Genomic DNA, 16799 nt, shown 5'->3' on the forward strand with positions numbered 1-16799 from the left:
GCCCGGCGGTGGATTGGCCGGGCCAGTGACAAACATCATCGAAGGTGGAGCTTGCCGTTTGGCGGCCGCCGTGCATGCGCCGATGTCGAGCATCGGGCTCGGTCTGCCCCGCCGCCGTCGACCTGCGCAACACCCCTCTTGCGTATTGCGTTGCCTGGCATTCCCAGACTGAGGCTTAACGTCCCTTTAGGAGGGTTATCGGCGAGCGGATATCCATGATCCGACCGGACGTCAAGACATTGAATGCCGTTACCCGCCTTCGTACGCTCCGCTCGCTCGCAGAGAGCCATGAGCGGGGAGGGTGTCGTGCAGATGCACCGACAGTCACGTGTGTTCATCACCTTGGCCGGAGAGGGCTGCGCGGCGTGGGTTCGTCGCCTGTCGATCTTCTTGATCCTGGCCCTGGTGGCCACGATGGCGGACGTGCCCGCCCGTCCGGTGCCGCCGGCCGCGGCGGCGGCACCGACGCCCGCACCCAAGCCGAAGTGTCCCGAAGACCGTGCCGACGAGGTGTCGGCGGCGATCGCGGCCAAGCTCTGCGCGTCCCGGGTCGAGGTGAAGAACCGCCGGACCGAGACGACTCAGGTCTTCGCCAACCCGGACGGCACCCTCACCGAGGAGCAGGCACTCGCCCCGGTGCGGGTGCACCGGGGTGACCAGTGGGTGCCGGTCGACCTCACCCTGCAGCGCCGGTCGGACGGCTCGGTGGCGCCGATAGCGCATCCCCTCGCGTTGACGTTCGCGGGCGCGACCCCGGGCGCCGGGGAGCACGAGGTGGTGAAGCTCGGCGAGGGCGCGGACCAGTCAGGTCTGGCCTGGTCCGGCGCGCTGCCCGAGCCGGTGCTCGACGGACGCACCATCACCTACCCCGACGTACGGCCGGGTGTCGACCTGGTGTTCCACGCGCACGCCACGGGCTACGAGCAGCACTTCGTGGTCAAGGACCGGGCAGCGCTGGCGCAGGTGCGCAAGCTGTCGGTGCCGCTGCGTACCGGCCAGCTCACCGCCGCCACCGACGGCATGGGGGGACTGCTGCTGAAGGACCGCCGCGGTCGGCAGGTGGGCCGGGCCCAGACGCCGTTGATGTGGGACGCCGAGGTGGCCCCGCAGTCCGGCGAGCGCCTGAACCACGCCCGGGTCGCGTTGCGCACCGTCGCGGGCGGCAAGGGTCGTACCGTCATGGAGCTGACGCCGGACGCGACGTTCCTGGCACGGCCGGACCTGACCTTCCCGGTGACGATCGACCCGCCGACCTCGCTCTCGCCGTCGTTCGACGCCTTCGTGCAGAACACCTACTCCAGCGACCAGTCCGGCTCGGCGGACCTGAAGCTGGGCTACTCGAACGACGGTGGCTCGTTCACCGCCCGCTCCTACCTCCGTTTCAACACCAGCGGTTTCGCCGGCAGCCGGGTGATCTCGGCGAAGCTGCGGCTGTGGAACTACCACTCCTGGTCGTGCACGGCGGCGTCCTGGGAGGCCTGGCGCACCGACCTGGTCGACTCGTCGGTGCGGTGGACGAACCAGCCGACCGCGCGGGCGAAGGTGGGCACCTCCACCGAGACCCGGGGTTACAGCTCGTCCTGCGGCGACGGCTACGTCTACGTCGAGGTCGGCGGGGCACTGCAGTACGCGGCGGACACCAGCGCGTCCAGCGCGAGCGTGATGCTGCGGGCGACGTCCGAGACCTCGACCTCCGGCTGGAAGCGTTTCGACTCGGCCGAGGGCACCCACCCGCCGCTGGTCTCCATCACCTACAACAGCGCACCGTCGGTGCCGTCGGCTTTGGCCGTCGCGCCCTGCTACACCGCCTGCGGATCCGGCGCCCGGACTGCCTCGCTGCGGCCCACTCTGTCGGCGAAGCTGGCCGACGCCAACGCCGGGCAGACCCTGCAGGCCGAGTTCGTGGTGCGGAACAAGACCACCCAGGCCGTCGTCTCGTCGTCCGGCCTGCGATCGGGCAGTCCCGCCTGGACCAACGGCTCCACCGCTTCCTGGCAGGTGCCGGTCGACCTGGTCAACGGCGTCCAGTACGAGTGGCAGGTCCGGGCCAAGGATCCGTACGCCTACGGCACCGCGACGGCGTGGACCCCGCTGACCGTGGACACCACGAAGCCGGGTGTTCCCTTCGTGGCGGCGACGATCTACCTGAACGACGCCCAGCCGCACGGCGGTGCGGGCCAGTCGGACACGTTCACCTTCACGCCGGCCTCGGGCAGCACCGACCTCGCCGCCTTCGTCTACAAGTTCGACTACGACACCGCCGCGACCACGGTAGCCGCGACCGGGGCGAAGTCGGTCACACTCAGCCCACGCGACGGGCACCGCATCCTGACCGTGCAGGCCAAGGACTCGGCCGGCAACCTCTCCGACCTCAACCTCTACGTCTTCGACGCGGGTAACGCCGCGCTGGCCGAACCGCTGCCGGGCGCGACGATCGTCAAACGAACCAAGTTGCGGATTACCACCCCGGTCTCCGGCTACACCCGGACGTACTTCGAATATCGCCGGGGTCCGGGCGGTGCGACCCTGCCGGTGCCCTCGGCGAACTTGACCTCCGCCACCGGGGCGCCGATCACCGCGACCTCCGCCAGCCCGGTCGGCCTGTCGGCGCTCGGTGGGTACGCGATCTGGAACGCCACCGACACCCTCGGCCTGACCGGTGGTGTCGTCGAGGTGCGAGCCCACCTCTACACCGCAACCGGCACGACGCCGGCCTACACCATCCCCTGGGTGCGGGTCTCCGTCGACTCGAGCGGCGACGGCGCCGCCGACGACGAGATCGGCGCCGGTTCAGTCAACCTCCTCACCGGCGACTACTCCATCTCCTCGACGGACGCTGACGAACTGGGCCTCTCGGTCGCCCGGTCCACGTCGTCTCGGGACGGGGCCGCCGGCTACCAGCCGATGGCGCAGCGGTTGACCGCCAACCAGCAGCAGATTTCCACCGACCTGACCGGCTTCACCGTGCCGTCCACCTCGTCGGCGGCGCGTTCCACCGCACGTGGCCAGGGCGAGACCAGCCCGGCCGACTCGTTGGAGATCACCCCGGTCACCACCACGAGCAACGACACCTACGTAGCGGTCGGCGGCGACGGTGGGGCGATGCGGCTGAACATGGCCGCCGGCCGGACGTACCGGATGACCGGCTGGATCTACGTGCCGGGCGGGACCGGGCTGGTGCCGGCCTTCGCCCAGCGTGGCCTGCGGATCGTCGGCTTCACCAAGACCGGCAGTACTTACACCGAAACCTCCTCGGCAATGGCCGCCTACACCGACGGGTGGCAGGAGTTGTCGGTCGACATGACCGTCCCGGCCGGCGCGTCCGAGGCGTTCTTCCGGCTCTACAACGGCATGCAGGGCGGCTCCGGCCGCAAGGTCTACTGGGACAACCTGTCGTTCACCGAGATCGTCGCCCCGTTCGGCCCGGCGTGGACCGGCGGCGCGACCGGCGGCGCAGCGGACATCGAGTACAGCACCGTGACGTTGCCCGAGCCGTCATTGGCCAGGGTCAACGGCATCGGTGGTGGCTGGATCACCTTCGCCAGGAACACCGACGGTGTGACCTTCACCCCGGAGCCGGGCGCCGAGGGGATGGTGCTGACCAAGGTCGGTACCACCGCCTACCGGTTGTCGGAGTTGGACGGCACCGTCACCGAATTCACCTCGCAGGGCGGGGTCTGGGCGGCCACGTCCTCCTGGACGCCGGAGTCGGACACCACCTCCCGCTACATCTACGACACGACCGGCAGCCGATTGCTGCTCAAGAAGGTGATCAACCCGGCCGAGCCGGGCGTCGACGACACCAACCACTGCACCACCGCCGTACCGGCCCGGGGCTGCGAGGTCCTGGAGTACGAGTACGCCACCACCACCTCGTCCGGGCTGAGCCAGACGGTGTTCGGCGACTACACCGACCGGGTCTCCGGTGTGAAGCTCTGGGCCTGGGACCCGGACACCTCGGCGACGACCGCCACCCAGGTCACCCGATACTCGTACGACAACCTCGGCCAGCTCCGTGAGGTGTGGGACCCCCGGGCCACCCCGGCGCTGAAGACCACCTACGAGTACGGTGGCGGCCGGGTCACCAAGGTCACCCCGTCCGGCGAGCTGCCGTGGAACTTCGACTACGGCAACCCGGACGTCGACTCCGCGGCACTGCGCTGGGACCTCGACGCCGGCTCGGGCACCGCCGTCGCCGACTCCTCCGGCAGCGGCCGCAACGGCACCATGGCCAGCGGGGTCTCCTGGGGGCAGGGCAACGACCCGGACGACCCGGCCGACCGGGCATCGGTGTTCACCGGCGGCACCGGCCAGCAGATCAGCGTCGCCGGCACCGCCCTGTCCAACACCGCCTCCTACACCGTCTCCGCCTGGGTACGGATCGAGGACAAGTCGGTCAACCGCACCGCGGTGTCCAAGGACGGCTCCCGGACCAGCGGCCTATTCCTGAACTACGTCGCCGCCGAGGACAAGTTCGCGTTCTCGCGGGTGACCTCGGACAGCGACAGCGCGACCCCGGTTCGGGCCATCGCGAACAGCACCGCCGTGGCGGGCAAGTGGACCCACCTGACCGGCGTCTACGACACCGCCAGCGCCAAGATGAAGCTCTACGTCAACGGCGTGTTGCAGAGCACCACCGCGGCCACCGGCGGCTGGAACGCCAGCGGCGCCTACGTGATCGGCCGGGCCAAGTGGGCCGGTGCCGCCTCGAACATCTGGGACGGCGAGATCGACGACGTCCGCGTCTACGGGAAGGCGCTCACCGACCAGCAGGTCGCCCGACTCTCCGGCGACGAGAACACCGGACGGCTGCTGAAGGTCCGCCGGGCGGCGCTCCAGCAGGGCTCCAAGACCGCCACCGACGGTGAGATCGCGACGAACGTCGTCTACAACGTGCCGTTGGCCAGGTCCCTCGGCGGTCCGTACGACCTGAACTCGGCGGCCATCTCCACGTGGGGTCAGGTCGACCTGCCCACCGACGCGACCGCCGTATTCGGCCCCGAGGACAACCCCGGCCGCAACGCCGCCACCCCGGCCAGCCCGGGCAGCAACGGCTACCCGTACGCCACCGTGCACTACCTCAACGCCGGGGGACAGGAGGTCAACACGGCCAGTCCGGGTGGACACCTCGACACCGTCGAGTACGACAGGTTCGGCAACGTGGTCCGCAGCCTGGAGGCCACCGACCGGGAACTGGCCCTCGGCACGTTCGAGGGCTCCGATCGCTACCTCGACGAGCTGGGCTTGGCCGGCTCGGACACCGCCAGCAGAGCGCTGGCGCTCTCCACTATCAACACGTACAGCACCGACGGTGTCGACCTCCTCGAATCCGTCGGGCCCACCTCGACCGTGGTGCTGGAGAACTCCCTCGCCGATCCGGACGGCACCGGGCCGCTGGAGGCGATCCCGGCCGGCGCGACGGTGATCGGACGCTCGCACGCCGTCAACAAGTACGACGAGGGCAAGCCCGACGGGGCGACCTACCACCTGGTGACCACCGAGAGTGAGGGCGCGCAGATCGTCGGCTATCCGGACGCCGACGTGCGGGTGTCGAAGAACGCTTACGACGCGGAGTACGGGGGCGTGTCCGGCTGGACGTTGAAGTCCCCGACAAAGGTGATCGCGGACGCCGGATCGGGCGGGCAGAACCTGACCGCGTACGTGGTCCGCAACGCCAGCGGTCAGGTGCTCAAGTCCTGGGGCATCGGCTCCACCGGCTCGGACGCGATGGCGACCGAGGTCATCTACTACTCGTCCGGAGCCAACGCCCAGGACGGCGCGTGCGGCAACCGGCCCGAGTGGGCCGGCGAGCCCTGCGTCACCCGGGCGGTCGGAGCCGTCACCGGGCACGATCCGGCACGGATGACCACCAATCTGCCGGAACGGCGGATCAACTCCTACACCCGGTACGGCGACGAGGCCGTGGTGTCCGAGACGTCGAACGGCAAGACCCGCACGACCACCACCCAGTACGACGCGGCCACGCGCGTGACCAGCACGCAGGTCAGCTCCGACGAGGGCGCACCGGTGCCGGCAGTGACCACCGCCTACAGCCCGACGTCCGGCGACGTCACCGTCACCACGATGGGCACCTCGACGGTCACCCGCGAGTACGACCTGCTCGGCCGGCTGGCGTCCTACACCGACGCCGACGGCGGCACGACGACCAACGAGTTCGACAGGTTCGGCAAGTCGGTGAAGGTCTCTGACCCCACCGGGTACTCGACCTTCGCCTATGACCGCGCGGCGGAGCCCCGCGGCCTGCTGACCAGCGTCACCGACAGCGTCGCCGGCACGTTCTCGGCGAAGTACTCCCCGGACGGCCAACTCACCGAGCTGAAGTACCCGGGCGGGCTGACCCGGACCGACCGGCTCGACGCGAACCTCCAGCCGGTGGAGCGGACCTACACCCGCGACTCCGACAACGAGGTCATCTACTCCGAGTCGATCCAGGAGAACACCGCCGGCCAGTGGGTGAACCACACCTACACCGGTGGCAGTAAGGCCTACCGCTACGACCGGCTGGGCCGACTGACGCGTGCCCAGCACGACAGCGCCATCACCGACGGCTGCGTCACCCGCACCTACACCTACGACGACCGGACCAACCGGACCGGGAACTCGCGCTACGCGCCGGCAGCCGACGGCTCGTGTGACGAGACCGGCACCCCGGTGTCCGACACGCACAGCTACGACACCGCCGACCGGCTCACCGACGCCGGCTACGTCTACGACGCCTTCGGGCGGACCATCACCATGCCGGACGGCCTGACGAACGCGTACTTCGCGAACGATCTGGTGCAACGGCAGCAACTCGGGGACTCCCGCCAGAGCTGGACGTTGGACCCCGCGCACCGGTTCCGGGCGTTCACCACCGAGACCATGGTCGACGGCAACTGGGTCAACGCCACCTCCAAGCTGAACCACTACGGCGACGACTCCGACGAGCCCCGCTGGATCATCGAGGACACCACGTTGGGCAGCTACACCCGCAACGTGTCCGGCCCCGACGGCGACCTGGCAGCCACCACCTCCGACGCGGGTGACGTCCGGCTACAGCTGTTGAACCTGCACGGCGACGTGGCCGCGACCATCGACACGGCGTTGCTGGAGCCCGAGTTCCTCGACTACGACGAGTTCGGTGTGCCGGTAGCGGGGCAGGCCGACCAGCGGTACGGCTGGCTCGGCGGCAAGCAGCGCTCCGGCGACGCGGTGGGCGACGTCATCCTCATGGGTGTCCGTCTCTACTCGCCGGGGATCGGGCGTTTCCTCCAGGTCGACCCGGTCGACGGCGGCAACGCCACCGCCTACGACTACTGCGCCGGGGACCCGGTCAACTGCACCGACCTGGACGGCAAGTTCGGCTGGGGCAGCATCAAGAAGGGCCTGTCCAAGGTCGCCAAGGTCGCGTCCTACGCGTCGATGATCCCGGGGCCGGTCGGCACCATCGCCGGGGTGGTCTCCGCGGTCTCGTACGCTGCCACCGGCAACTGGCGGGAGGCGGCCTGGGCGATCGGCGGCGCGCTGGCCGCGACCGTGGGGGCGGGCGCGGCGGTCCGCGGAGCCCGCTTCGCCGTCGGTGCCGCGCGGGCCGCGCAGAAGGCCCGCAAGGCCAGCCGGGCACGACGGTTGTACAAGGGCAGGCACCGGAGTCGCTGCAACTCCTTCACGCCGCAGACCCAGGTGCTGATGGCGGACGGGTCATCACTGCCCATCTCGGACGTTCAGGTGGGCGACTGGGTCATGGCGGTCGATCCCACGACCGGTGTGGCTGAGGCCAAGCCCGTCCTCGCCGTGATCGACGGCGTAGGCGCCAAGCACCTGATCGACATCGACCTCGACGAGGGTCAGGGCGGGGCGCTGGAGGCTACGGCTGAGCATCCGCTGTGGGTGGAGGGCGTGGGCTGGACGTTCGCCGAGAAGGTGCGGGCCGGCGATCGGCTCCGCACCGCCGACGGAACGACGGTGCAGGTGGCCTCTGTCGTGGACCGGGGCTGGGTGCCGGCACAGATCGTGTACAACCTCAACGTCGGGGACCTGCACACGTACGCTGTCCGGGTCGACGGTGCCAACGTGTTGGCGCACAACGTCAGCGCGTGCGGCAAGCACGGCAATTCACTCGACTGTTCCTGCACCCACTACGTGTACCGGATCGACAAGAACGGAAAAGTTTACAAGTACGGCGAAGGAAAGGGAGACCGGCTCCCGAAGCAGCTGCGGAAGCTCAAGCGCAAGAATCCAAATGACAAGTACACCGCCAAGATCCTTCGGGGTGGCATTCCGGGCAAGCGTCGAGCGAAGGCGATCGAGGCCAGACTGATCAGAGGGTTCTTCAGGATCTTCGGAGCGCGCCCTTCCGGAAACAAGAATTGGCATTAGTCCGGCCGTATCGACGATGTGTTGAGGATCTGATGCTTGCAGATGAGGAATTCTGGCGGCTCGTCGCCGTGCTCGGCGGTCAGCCGGAGGCCCAGGACGACGGTCCGTACGAGCGGCTGACCGCGGTGCTGGCCCAGGAGTCGGTGGAACGCATCATCGACTTCGCCGAGACGCTCGCGTTCAAGCTGTACCAGTTGGACCGCCGGGTGCTCGCCCAGGCCACCGCACCGGGGGCGGACGAGCTGTCCGACGACGATTTCCTCTACGCGCGCTGCGCGGTGGTGGTGGCCGGGCCGACGGCGTTCGACGCGGTACTAGCCGATCCGGCGGCTTTCGCACGCTTCACCACCGTCGAGGCCGCGCACGCGGAATCGATCCTCGACGTCCCCTCGAACGCCTATCAGAAGCTGACCGGGGCGGAGTGGGACCACGTCGAGGAGTACGACTACGAGACCGGCTCCAACGAAGAGTGGTGGTGATCTGACCCGGGCTCGTCCGAGGGACGTCGGGTAGGTGCAAGGGCCTACCTGACGCCTCGGCGAGCCCGGAGCGGACAGCATCTCCGCAGCGCGGCATAGCAGATCATCGACTCCTCCGGGTGGTCGTCCACAGGGACGTACGTTGTCCACAGCTTCGGCGGCCGGGCTGGCGGACGACCCGGCCCCGGATCGAGGCTGTCGGCATGCGATCGCCATCCACGCCCCGTCTCGCCTCGATTCGTCGTACCGTGCTGCTCTGCGCGGCGTTTCCCCTCGCCCTGGCCGTGCAGCTCTGCGGTCCGGCGGTGCTCGTGGCGTCGGTGCCCGGCCAGCCACCCACGCCGACCGTGCCGATCGCGTTCCCGGCTTCCGCTCCCGCGCCCGCTTCCACCGAGCGCTTCCGCTGGCCGCTCGACGGGCCACCGCGATTGGTGCGCCGCTTCGACCCGCCACCTGAGCCGTGGCTCTCCGGCCACCGGGGCGTCGACCTGGCGGCAGCGCCTGCCACGGCGATCCGCAGCGCCGGGCGCGGCACGGTGCTCTTTGCGGGCCCGGTGGCCGGCCGACCGGTGGTCACCGTGGGTCACGCCGACGGCCTGCGGACCACCTACGAACCGGTCCAACCGGCGGTACGCCCCGGTCAGGCGGTCGCCGTCGGCGCGTCGCTGGGCGAGCTGCTGACCGGCCACCCGGGTTGCCCGGCAGCCGCGTGCCTGCACTGGGGCCTGCGCCGGGGCGACGAGTACCTGGACCCGCTCGCACTGCTCGGTCTCGGCCCGGTGCGGCTCCTCCCGCTCGACCCGGTGCGCGGGGTCAGCGCTGGGCGAGCAGCGCCGGCAACCGTGTGGCCAGCCGCTCGTACTCGTCGGCCGTGTTGTAGACCTGACCCGTGAGCCGCAGCCACCCGCGGCCGTTCCAGCTCATCACCGCCACCTCGGCGGCGAGCCGCTCGCCGATCCGCGTCTGCAACGCCCGCGCGGCGTCGATCGTGGTGCCCGTCCCGGCCGGCAGCGGGATGAGACGCAGGGCAACCCCCGGTCCGCCGGGGTCGGGCAGCTGGGCGGGGGGCACCGCGAGCGCGTCCCCCACCACCCGTTGGCCGTACGCGGCGAGCGCGGAGTTGTGGTCCCGTACCCGGTCGACACCGAGGGTGCGCAGCGTGAACAGCCCGGCGGGGGCGGCCAACCACGAGGTGTAGTCGAGGGTGGCCTGCCATTCGACCCGGGCCGGGAAGCCGGACTCCTGCTCCCACGACACGACCAGCGGTTCGATCCGCTCGCGCCACTGCGGGGCGACCGCCAGCAGGGCGGTGCCGCGCGGCGCGTACCCCCACTTGTGCAGGTTGCCCGCCCAGAAGTCGGCGCCGATGCTGGCGACCGTGGTGGCGAGCATTCCAGGGGCGTGCGCGGCGTCCACCAGGACCGGCACATTGTTCTCGTGGGCCGCCGCCACGATGGCGGCGGTCGGGAAGAGCTTGGCGGTGGCGGAGGTGAGCTGGTCGACGACGAGCAGCCGGGTCCGTCCCGGGCGCAGGCCGGCCCGGATGGTCTGCACGATCTGCTCGTCATCGGCGTCCAGCGGGATCGGCAGCACCCGGCTGACCGCGCCGGTCCGACGGCACTCCCGCGCGATGGCCAGACTCACCGCCCCGTACCCGTGGTCGGTGCTGAGCACCTCGTCGCCGGGGCGCAGGCCCACCGACTGGAGCACCACGGCGACGCCGGTGGTGGTGTTGCCGATCAGCGCACTGCCCTCCGGGTCCGCGCCGAGAAACCCGGCGAGGTGCCGCCGGGTGTGCGCGATCCGGTCGACGAGCCCCTGGGTGAAGAAGCGCAGCGGGTTGGCCTCCATCTCGTCGCGCAGCCGCTGCTGGGCGCGTTGCACGCCGATCGGCACCGCGCCGAACGAGCCGTGGTTGAGGTGGCTGACCGCCGGGTCAAGGGAGAACAGCAGGCGGGCGCCCGGAATCGGCTCGGGAGGCTGCGGGACGCTCACCAGACGATCGTAACCGCCGGGCGGTCCGGCCCTCCGGCCCCTGATCAGGCGCGGGGGTGCGCCTGCCGGTAGGCGGCCCGTAACCGTTCCACCGACACGTGTGTGTAGATCTGCGTGCTGGCCAGCGACGAGTGCCCGAGTAGCTCCTGCACGGCGCGCAGGTCGGCGCCGCCCTCCAGCAGGTGGGTGGCGGCGGAGTGGCGCAGCCCGTGCGGGCTCGTCCGGGGCAGACCGGCGGCGTCGGCGTACCCGCCGACGATCTGCCGCGCCGTGGTCGGGTTGAGCCGACCGCCGCGCGCCCCGAGCAGCAGCGCGTCACCCGAGTGCGCGGCGACCAACGCGGGTCGGCCCTGCCGCAGCCACTCGTCGAGCGCCCGCTGCGCCGGCACGCCGTACGGCACCGAGCGCTCGCGGCGGCCCTTGCCGAACACCCGGATCACACGCCGGCCGTGGTCGACGTCCGCGACGTCCAGGCCGCACGCCTCGCTGACCCGTACGCCCGTGGCGTAGAGCAGTTCGAGCAGCGCCCGGTCGCGCAGCGCCACCGCCGCGTCGGCGGCCCCGGCGGTCGTGGGGTCTCCGCTGGGCGCGGACGATCCTGTCGCCTGTGTGCCGTCTGCGTCCTGTGCGTCCTGTGCGCCCTTGGCGCCCGGGGCCTCCAACAGCGCGGCGGCCTGGTCGGCGCGCAGGACGCCGGGCAGCTCCCGGTGCGCGCGCGGGCTGGCCAGCGCGGCCCCGACGTCGGCGGTGAGCAGCCCGGCGCGGTGTGCCCACGCGCTGAACGCCCGCGCCGAGGCGGCCCTGCGCGCCAGCGACGTACGGGCGGCCCCACTGGTCCGCTGCCGGGCCAACCAGCTCCGCAGGACCGACAGGTCGACCTCGCCCAGGTCCCGGCAACCCATCCGCACCGCGTGGTCGAGCAGCGCGACCACGTCGGTGACGTACGCGCGGACGGTGTGCTCCGACCGGTTGCGGACCTGGGCGAGGTGCTCGGCGAAGTCGTCGACCGCGTCCCGCAGTGCTGGCGGCAGCTCCTGGTGGGTGGCCCGGGTGCCCCGGGTGGACCGACTCACGGCTGGCACGCCGCTCGCGGCGTCACGGATGCGGTCGACCGGGCGGCGTGCGCACCTTGGCTGGCAGCAGGCACGGCACCAGCGTACGGCCGAGGGTGGGGCGCTGCCGGCAACGTCGACGTCGCGCGTCTACCTGCTGTCGGCGGGACCCTTGGGTTTGTCGACCGGGGCGAGGGCGTAGCCGTCGTCGCGGCGCACCACCATGGACAGCTCCTCCAGCAACGACAACTTGCGCAGCGCGGTACGCACGTTCACGCCGGCACGGGCGGCGAGCGCATCCACACCGCGTACGCCCCGGCGGGGCAACGCCTCCAGCACCGACCGGGCGTCGTCGTCCAGATCGTCGCCCGGCCGTTGCGGGCCACGGGCCAGCGGGGCCAGGTCGACGCCGATCCGGCCCACCTCCTCGAGAACGTGTGCGACGCCGGTGACGAGTCGGGCCTTCGGGTTCTCGCGCAGCAACTCGTGCGCGCCGACGGACATCGCCGAGGTCACCGGCCCCGGCACCACCATGGCCACCCGACCGGTGTGGATGGCCCGCCGGGCGGTCTGCGTCGCTCCGCTGCGCGCCGACGCCTCCACCACGACGGTGCCCAGCGTGCCGCCGGCGATGACCCGGTTGCGGATCAGGAACCGGGGCCGCAGCGGCTCGGCGCCCGGCGGCCACTCGCTGACCAGCAGCCCGGTGTCGGCGATCCGGTCGAACAGGGCGGTGTTGCCCACCGGGTAGGGCCGGTCCACCCCGCAGGCCAGCACCGCCACGGTGAGCCCTTCGGCGTTGAGGGCGCCTCGGTGGGCGGCGGCGTCGATCCCGAACGCGCCTCCGGAGACGACCGTCCAGTCCCGCTCGGCGAGCCCGTACCCGAGGTCGGTGGCCACGTGCTGGCCGTAGGCCGTGGCCGCCCGCGCCCCGACCACGGCCACCGAGCGCTCCAGCGCCTCGCCGAGCGGCCACGCGCCGCGTACCCAGAAGCACAACGGTGGCGCGGTCTCCGCGTCCACGCGGCGGGTCAGGTCGGGCAGCCGCAGCGTGTCGAGATCAGCGACCCGGGCCGGCCACTCGTCGTCCTCCGGGGTGACCAGTCGCGCGCCGAGCCGATCCGCCCGGTCCAGGGCCTCGGCCGCCACCGCGCGGGCGTCGCCGGTCGACATCCGGGCCACCACGGCGGAGGCCAGCCGCCGGTCGGGGCTGCCGCCGTCGAGCAGCAGATCCAGCGTCGCCACCGGCCCCAGCCGTTCGACCAACGCGTGCACCACACGGGTACCGGGCTCGGCCAGCCAGGTCAGCGCCACCCGGGCCAGCCTGCTCCGCTCGTCGACGCTCATGCCGTCTCTCCTGTCCGTAGCTGGGTCGCCTCTCGTACGTCCTCGCGGTCGGGCCGATCCCGACCGTCCAGGTCCGCGATGGTCCAGGCCATCCGGATCACCCGGTCGAAGCCGCGCGCCGAGAGTGAGCCGGAGTCGAGCCGGGCGCGCAGCTCGGCGGTGACCAGCGCCGGTAGCCGCCAGGGCGGGCGGCGCAGGAACGGGCCGTCCACCTCGGCGTTGAGTCGCCGTCCGAGGCTGGCCCAGCGGCTGGCCGCCGCGCCGCGCGCCGCCGCGACCCGGGCGGCGACGGTGGCCGAGGATTCGACGTCACCTCCGGACGCCATTAGCTCCGCCGCCCGGACGGGCATCAGCCGCACCTGCACGTCGATCCGGTCGAGCAGCGGACCCGAGAGCCGGCCCAGGTAGCGGCGGCGGGCCAACGGCGAGCACTCGCAGTACGCGTCGCCGGACGGTTTCGCGCACGGGCACGGATTGGCGGCCAGCACCAGCTGCGTCCGGGCCGGGTACTCGGTACCGCCACCGCTGCGGCTGAGCCGGATGCGGCCGTGCTCCAGCGGGAGGCGCAGCGCCTCCAGTGCGCCCTTGCTGAACTCGGGGGCCTCGTCGAGGAAGAGCACCCCGCGGTGGGCCAGCGACACCGCGCCGGGGCGGGCCAGCCCGGAGCCGCCGCCGACGAGGGAAGGTATGGTCGCTGTGTGGTGCGGTGCCTGGAACGGCGGACGACGCAGGAGCCGACCACCCGGTGGCAGCAGCCCGGCGACCGAGTGCAGGGCGGTCACCTCCAGCGCCGCGTCGTCGTCCAGCTCCGGCAGGAGCGACGGCAGCCGCTCGGCCAGCATCGTCTTGCCCGCCCCGGGCGGACCGAGCAGCGCGAGGTGGTGCCCGCCCGCCGCGGCGATCTCCAGCGCGCGCCGGCCCACCTGCTGTCCGGCGACCTCGGCGAGGTCGGGACCGCCGGTGATCGGCGTCGGGGTGTCCGGTGGTGGCTCGATCAGCGGGCTGCCGTCGCGGACGAAGGTGACCAGTCGGTGCAGCGTGTCCACCGCCCGTACCCGTACCCCGGGGATGACCGCGGCCTCGGCGGCGTTGCCGGTCGGCACGATCACGCGCTCGATGCCCGCCCTGGCCGCCGCGGCGACCATCGGCAGTACGCCGCGCACCGGCCGGACCGTCCCGTCCAGGCCCAGCTCGCCGAGGACCACCACCTTCTCCAGGGGCAACAGCGGCAGCTCGCCGGAGCCGCCCAGCAGCGCGGCGGCGATGGCCAGGTCGAACGCCGACCCGAACTTCGGCAGCGTCGCCGGCAGCAGGTTCAGCGTGATGCGTCGGTTGGGCCACCGTTGACCGGAGTTGACGACGGCGGCCCGGACCCGGTCGCGGGCCTCGTGTAGGGCGGTGTCCGGCAGGCCGGAGATCACCACCGCCGGCAGACCGGCGGCGAGGTCCGCCTCGACCTCGACCAGATGGCCGGTGACGCCGACCAACCCCACGCAGAGCACCTTCGCGTAACTCATGACGCGTCACCCGTTCGTCGGCGCATCTCAGAACGCGCCCTTGAGGTGGTCGACCCGCGCGGGACCGGCGTCGGACAGACGTACCGACACGACGTCGAACCGCACCTCGTCCGCGCTCGTGCCGGTCTCGGCGAGCCACCGCGCGGCGAGCCCGCGCAGGCGGCGGGCCTTGGCCGGTACGACAGCCTCGGCCGGTGGGCCGAACGCGTCGCCCCGCCGCGTCTTCACCTCGCAGAACGCGAGCACCGGCCCGTCCCAGGCGATGATGTCGATCTCGCCTTCCGGGCAGCGCCAGTTCCGGACGATCGGGCGTAGTCCCGCCTCGCTCAGGTGCCGGGCGGCGCACCGCTCGCCGTACGCGCCGACCGCCTGGTTCCGCTTCGTCATGGCCGCGACGGTGCCCGTCGGAGCACGAGGGCCGCGACCCCGAGACTGTCCGCCTGTGGATGACGGTCGCTCTGTGGACAGCCGGACGATCAAGCCCCTGGCGTGCTATGGCGAGGACGGGCCGAAATGGCGCGGGCATGGTCCGTCGCATACGGTGCCTGACGTGGACGGACGACGGAACTTTCCGGAAGATCAGGAGTCGCGCTGGTACCCCGACGAGCGGGGGCGCGGGTACGGCGAACCCGAGTGGCGCGGCACGGGTGAACCCCGGTACCGCGACGGCGAGATCCCCGAGCAGCGCGGCATCGAGGACGCCCGTTCCGTCGAGGACACCGGCGTCGGCCGACGCCGCGAGCCCGACCTGGGCCGCTTCGGCGGCGCGTCCGAGCCGGACCCCGTCCGCTTCGGTGGCGCGTCCGAGCCGGACGCGGTCCGCCTGAGTGTGCTGGACGCGGGCCGCTTCGGCGGTGCGTCGGAGCCGGACTCCGCCCGTCTGGGCGCGCTCGACGGGACCCGCTTCGGTGCGGCCCCGGAAGGGGACTCGGGGCGCTTCGGTGTCGTCGAGGCCCAGCCGGGACGGTTCGGTGTCGCTGAGGCCGATTCGGGGCGGTTCGGCGCGGTCGACCCGCTCGGTGAGGTCCGTACGGACGCGGACGGTTACCGGACGACTCGCTCGCGCCGGGCGGATCGGGATCCCTCGGAGATCTCCGGGGAGCTGCCCGGCCGCCGGGCCGCCCGAGACCCACTGACCACGGCCACGCCGGACAGCGCCCGGGACACCCTGCCGACCCCTGCCCGGGAGATCCCCCCGGCGGCCAGCGCGGACGCCGGACCCGCGGTCGCCCTGCTCGCCGGGCAGACCAGACCCGTCGAGCCGGGCCAGCCCGCTCCCTTCACCGAGCCGGGCCAGCCCGTGCCGCTCGCCGAGCAGAGCCGGTCCGTGCCGCTCGCCGGCTACCCGATCATCGATCCGAACCGTGGTGGCGGCGTCGACCAGCCGCATCCGCTGGACATGCCGACCGGCCCGATGCCGGGTATCGGTCCCCGCCCCGACCTGCCCGCAGCCGAGCCACCGGCGTACTCCGCCGCGCCGGACGGTGTCTACCGGACCCGCCGCCCGGCGTTGGCGGCCCTCTTCGCCCTGCTGGCGTTGATCTTCGAGATCCCCGCGCTGCGGGTTCTGCTGGCGGGCGTGACCGGCGATCCGGTGAACGCCGGGAACGTCGTCGCGGGTATCTGCCTGGTCGCCGGGCTGCCGATCTTCGCAGTGGGGCTGTACGGCCTCAGAACGGGCGGACTGGCGCTCTCCGACGGCGGTCGCGGCTGGTTGCGCCCTCCGACGGCCTACCTGACCGTCGGCCTCGTGCTCTTCGCCGCCGCGGCGCTCGCCGTCGGCTGATCCCCGCCCGACCATGAGGCTCCGCCCGGCCGGGGCCGCCTGATCCCCGCCCGACCACGAGGCTCCGCCCGGCCCGGGGCCGCCTGATCCCCGCCCGACCACCGGCCCCCGCGCACCCGGGGGTCGTCGGGCGGGGAAGGGGCGTACACTGGCCAACTGGCGACCGCCTCGCGCGGTCGACCTCGCGCGCCCTCTTCACGAATCGTCGTGTAGCGGCGGCCTCCCTGGTCCCGATCTTGATCGG

The 16799-nt window shown here is 72.1% G+C and carries 9 protein-coding genes; 4 read left to right on the forward strand and 5 right to left on the reverse strand.

Translation table 11 applies throughout. The features are described 5' to 3' along the window. The first annotated feature begins 312 nt into the window (after nt 1-312). The 3 genes from ACN269_RS26515 (at nt 313) to ACN269_RS26525 (ending at nt 9751) form a co-directional block, all read left to right on the forward strand. Nucleotides 313-8379 (forward strand): LamG-like jellyroll fold domain-containing protein, encoded by an 8067-nt coding sequence (locus ACN269_RS26515; protein ID WP_421476579.1) that lies wholly within the window; start codon nt 313-315, stop codon nt 8377-8379. Nucleotides 8380-8411: 32 nt separating this feature from the next. Next, a complete protein-coding gene (locus ACN269_RS26520; protein WP_421474960.1) occupies nt 8412-8858 on the forward strand; it encodes a DUF4240 domain-containing protein in 447 nt (148 codons plus the stop codon). Between the two features lie 203 nt (nt 8859-9061). Beyond that, entirely contained in the window at nt 9062-9751 is a 690-nt protein-coding gene (locus ACN269_RS26525; protein WP_421474961.1) for a M23 family metallopeptidase, read from the forward strand. Here ACN269_RS26525 and ACN269_RS26530 read toward each other — a convergent pair. The 5 genes from ACN269_RS26530 to ACN269_RS26550 all read right to left on the reverse strand — a co-directional run bounded on the left by ACN269_RS26530 (nt 9672) and on the right by ACN269_RS26550 (nt 15156). Further along, the gene (locus ACN269_RS26530; protein WP_421474962.1) at nt 9672-10853 is read right to left on the reverse strand and encodes an aminotransferase class V-fold PLP-dependent enzyme; all 1182 of its coding nucleotides are present in this window, start codon (nt 10851-10853) and stop codon (nt 9672-9674) included. The two genes, ACN269_RS26525 and ACN269_RS26530, sit on opposite strands and share 80 nt — an antisense overlap. A gap of 44 nt (nt 10854-10897) precedes the next feature. Next, nucleotides 10898-11926: a tyrosine recombinase XerC gene (locus ACN269_RS26535; RefSeq protein ID WP_421474963.1), complete on the reverse strand. Its 1029-nt coding sequence runs from the start codon at nt 11924-11926 to the stop codon at nt 10898-10900. Nucleotides 11927-12055: 129 nt separating this feature from the next. Then, complete coding sequence (dprA, locus tag ACN269_RS26540) at nt 12056-13252, reverse strand: DNA-processing protein DprA (protein WP_421474964.1); 1197 nt, start codon at nt 13250-13252, stop codon at nt 12056-12058. Further along, entirely contained in the window at nt 13249-14769 is a 1521-nt protein-coding gene (locus tag ACN269_RS26545; protein WP_421474965.1) for a YifB family Mg chelatase-like AAA ATPase, read from the reverse strand. Before ACN269_RS26545 ends, dprA begins: the two co-directional genes overlap by 4 nt. Before the next feature lie 27 nt (nt 14770-14796). Then, nucleotides 14797-15156 (reverse strand): YraN family protein, encoded by a 360-nt coding sequence (locus tag ACN269_RS26550; protein ID WP_421474966.1) that lies wholly within the window; start codon nt 15154-15156, stop codon nt 14797-14799. Nucleotides 15157-15319: 163 nt separating this feature from the next. On the opposite strand from ACN269_RS26550, the gene ACN269_RS26555 reads away from it, so the two are divergent. Further along, nucleotides 15320-16555, forward strand: a complete 1236-nt coding sequence (locus tag ACN269_RS26555) for a hypothetical protein (protein ID WP_421474967.1) — start codon at nt 15320-15322, stop codon at nt 16553-16555. The last annotated feature ends 244 nt before the right edge of the window (nt 16556-16799 follow it).

Source organism: Micromonospora sp. WMMD736 (genome assembly GCF_049179015.1).
Lineage (GTDB): Bacteria > Actinomycetota > Actinomycetes > Mycobacteriales > Micromonosporaceae > Micromonospora.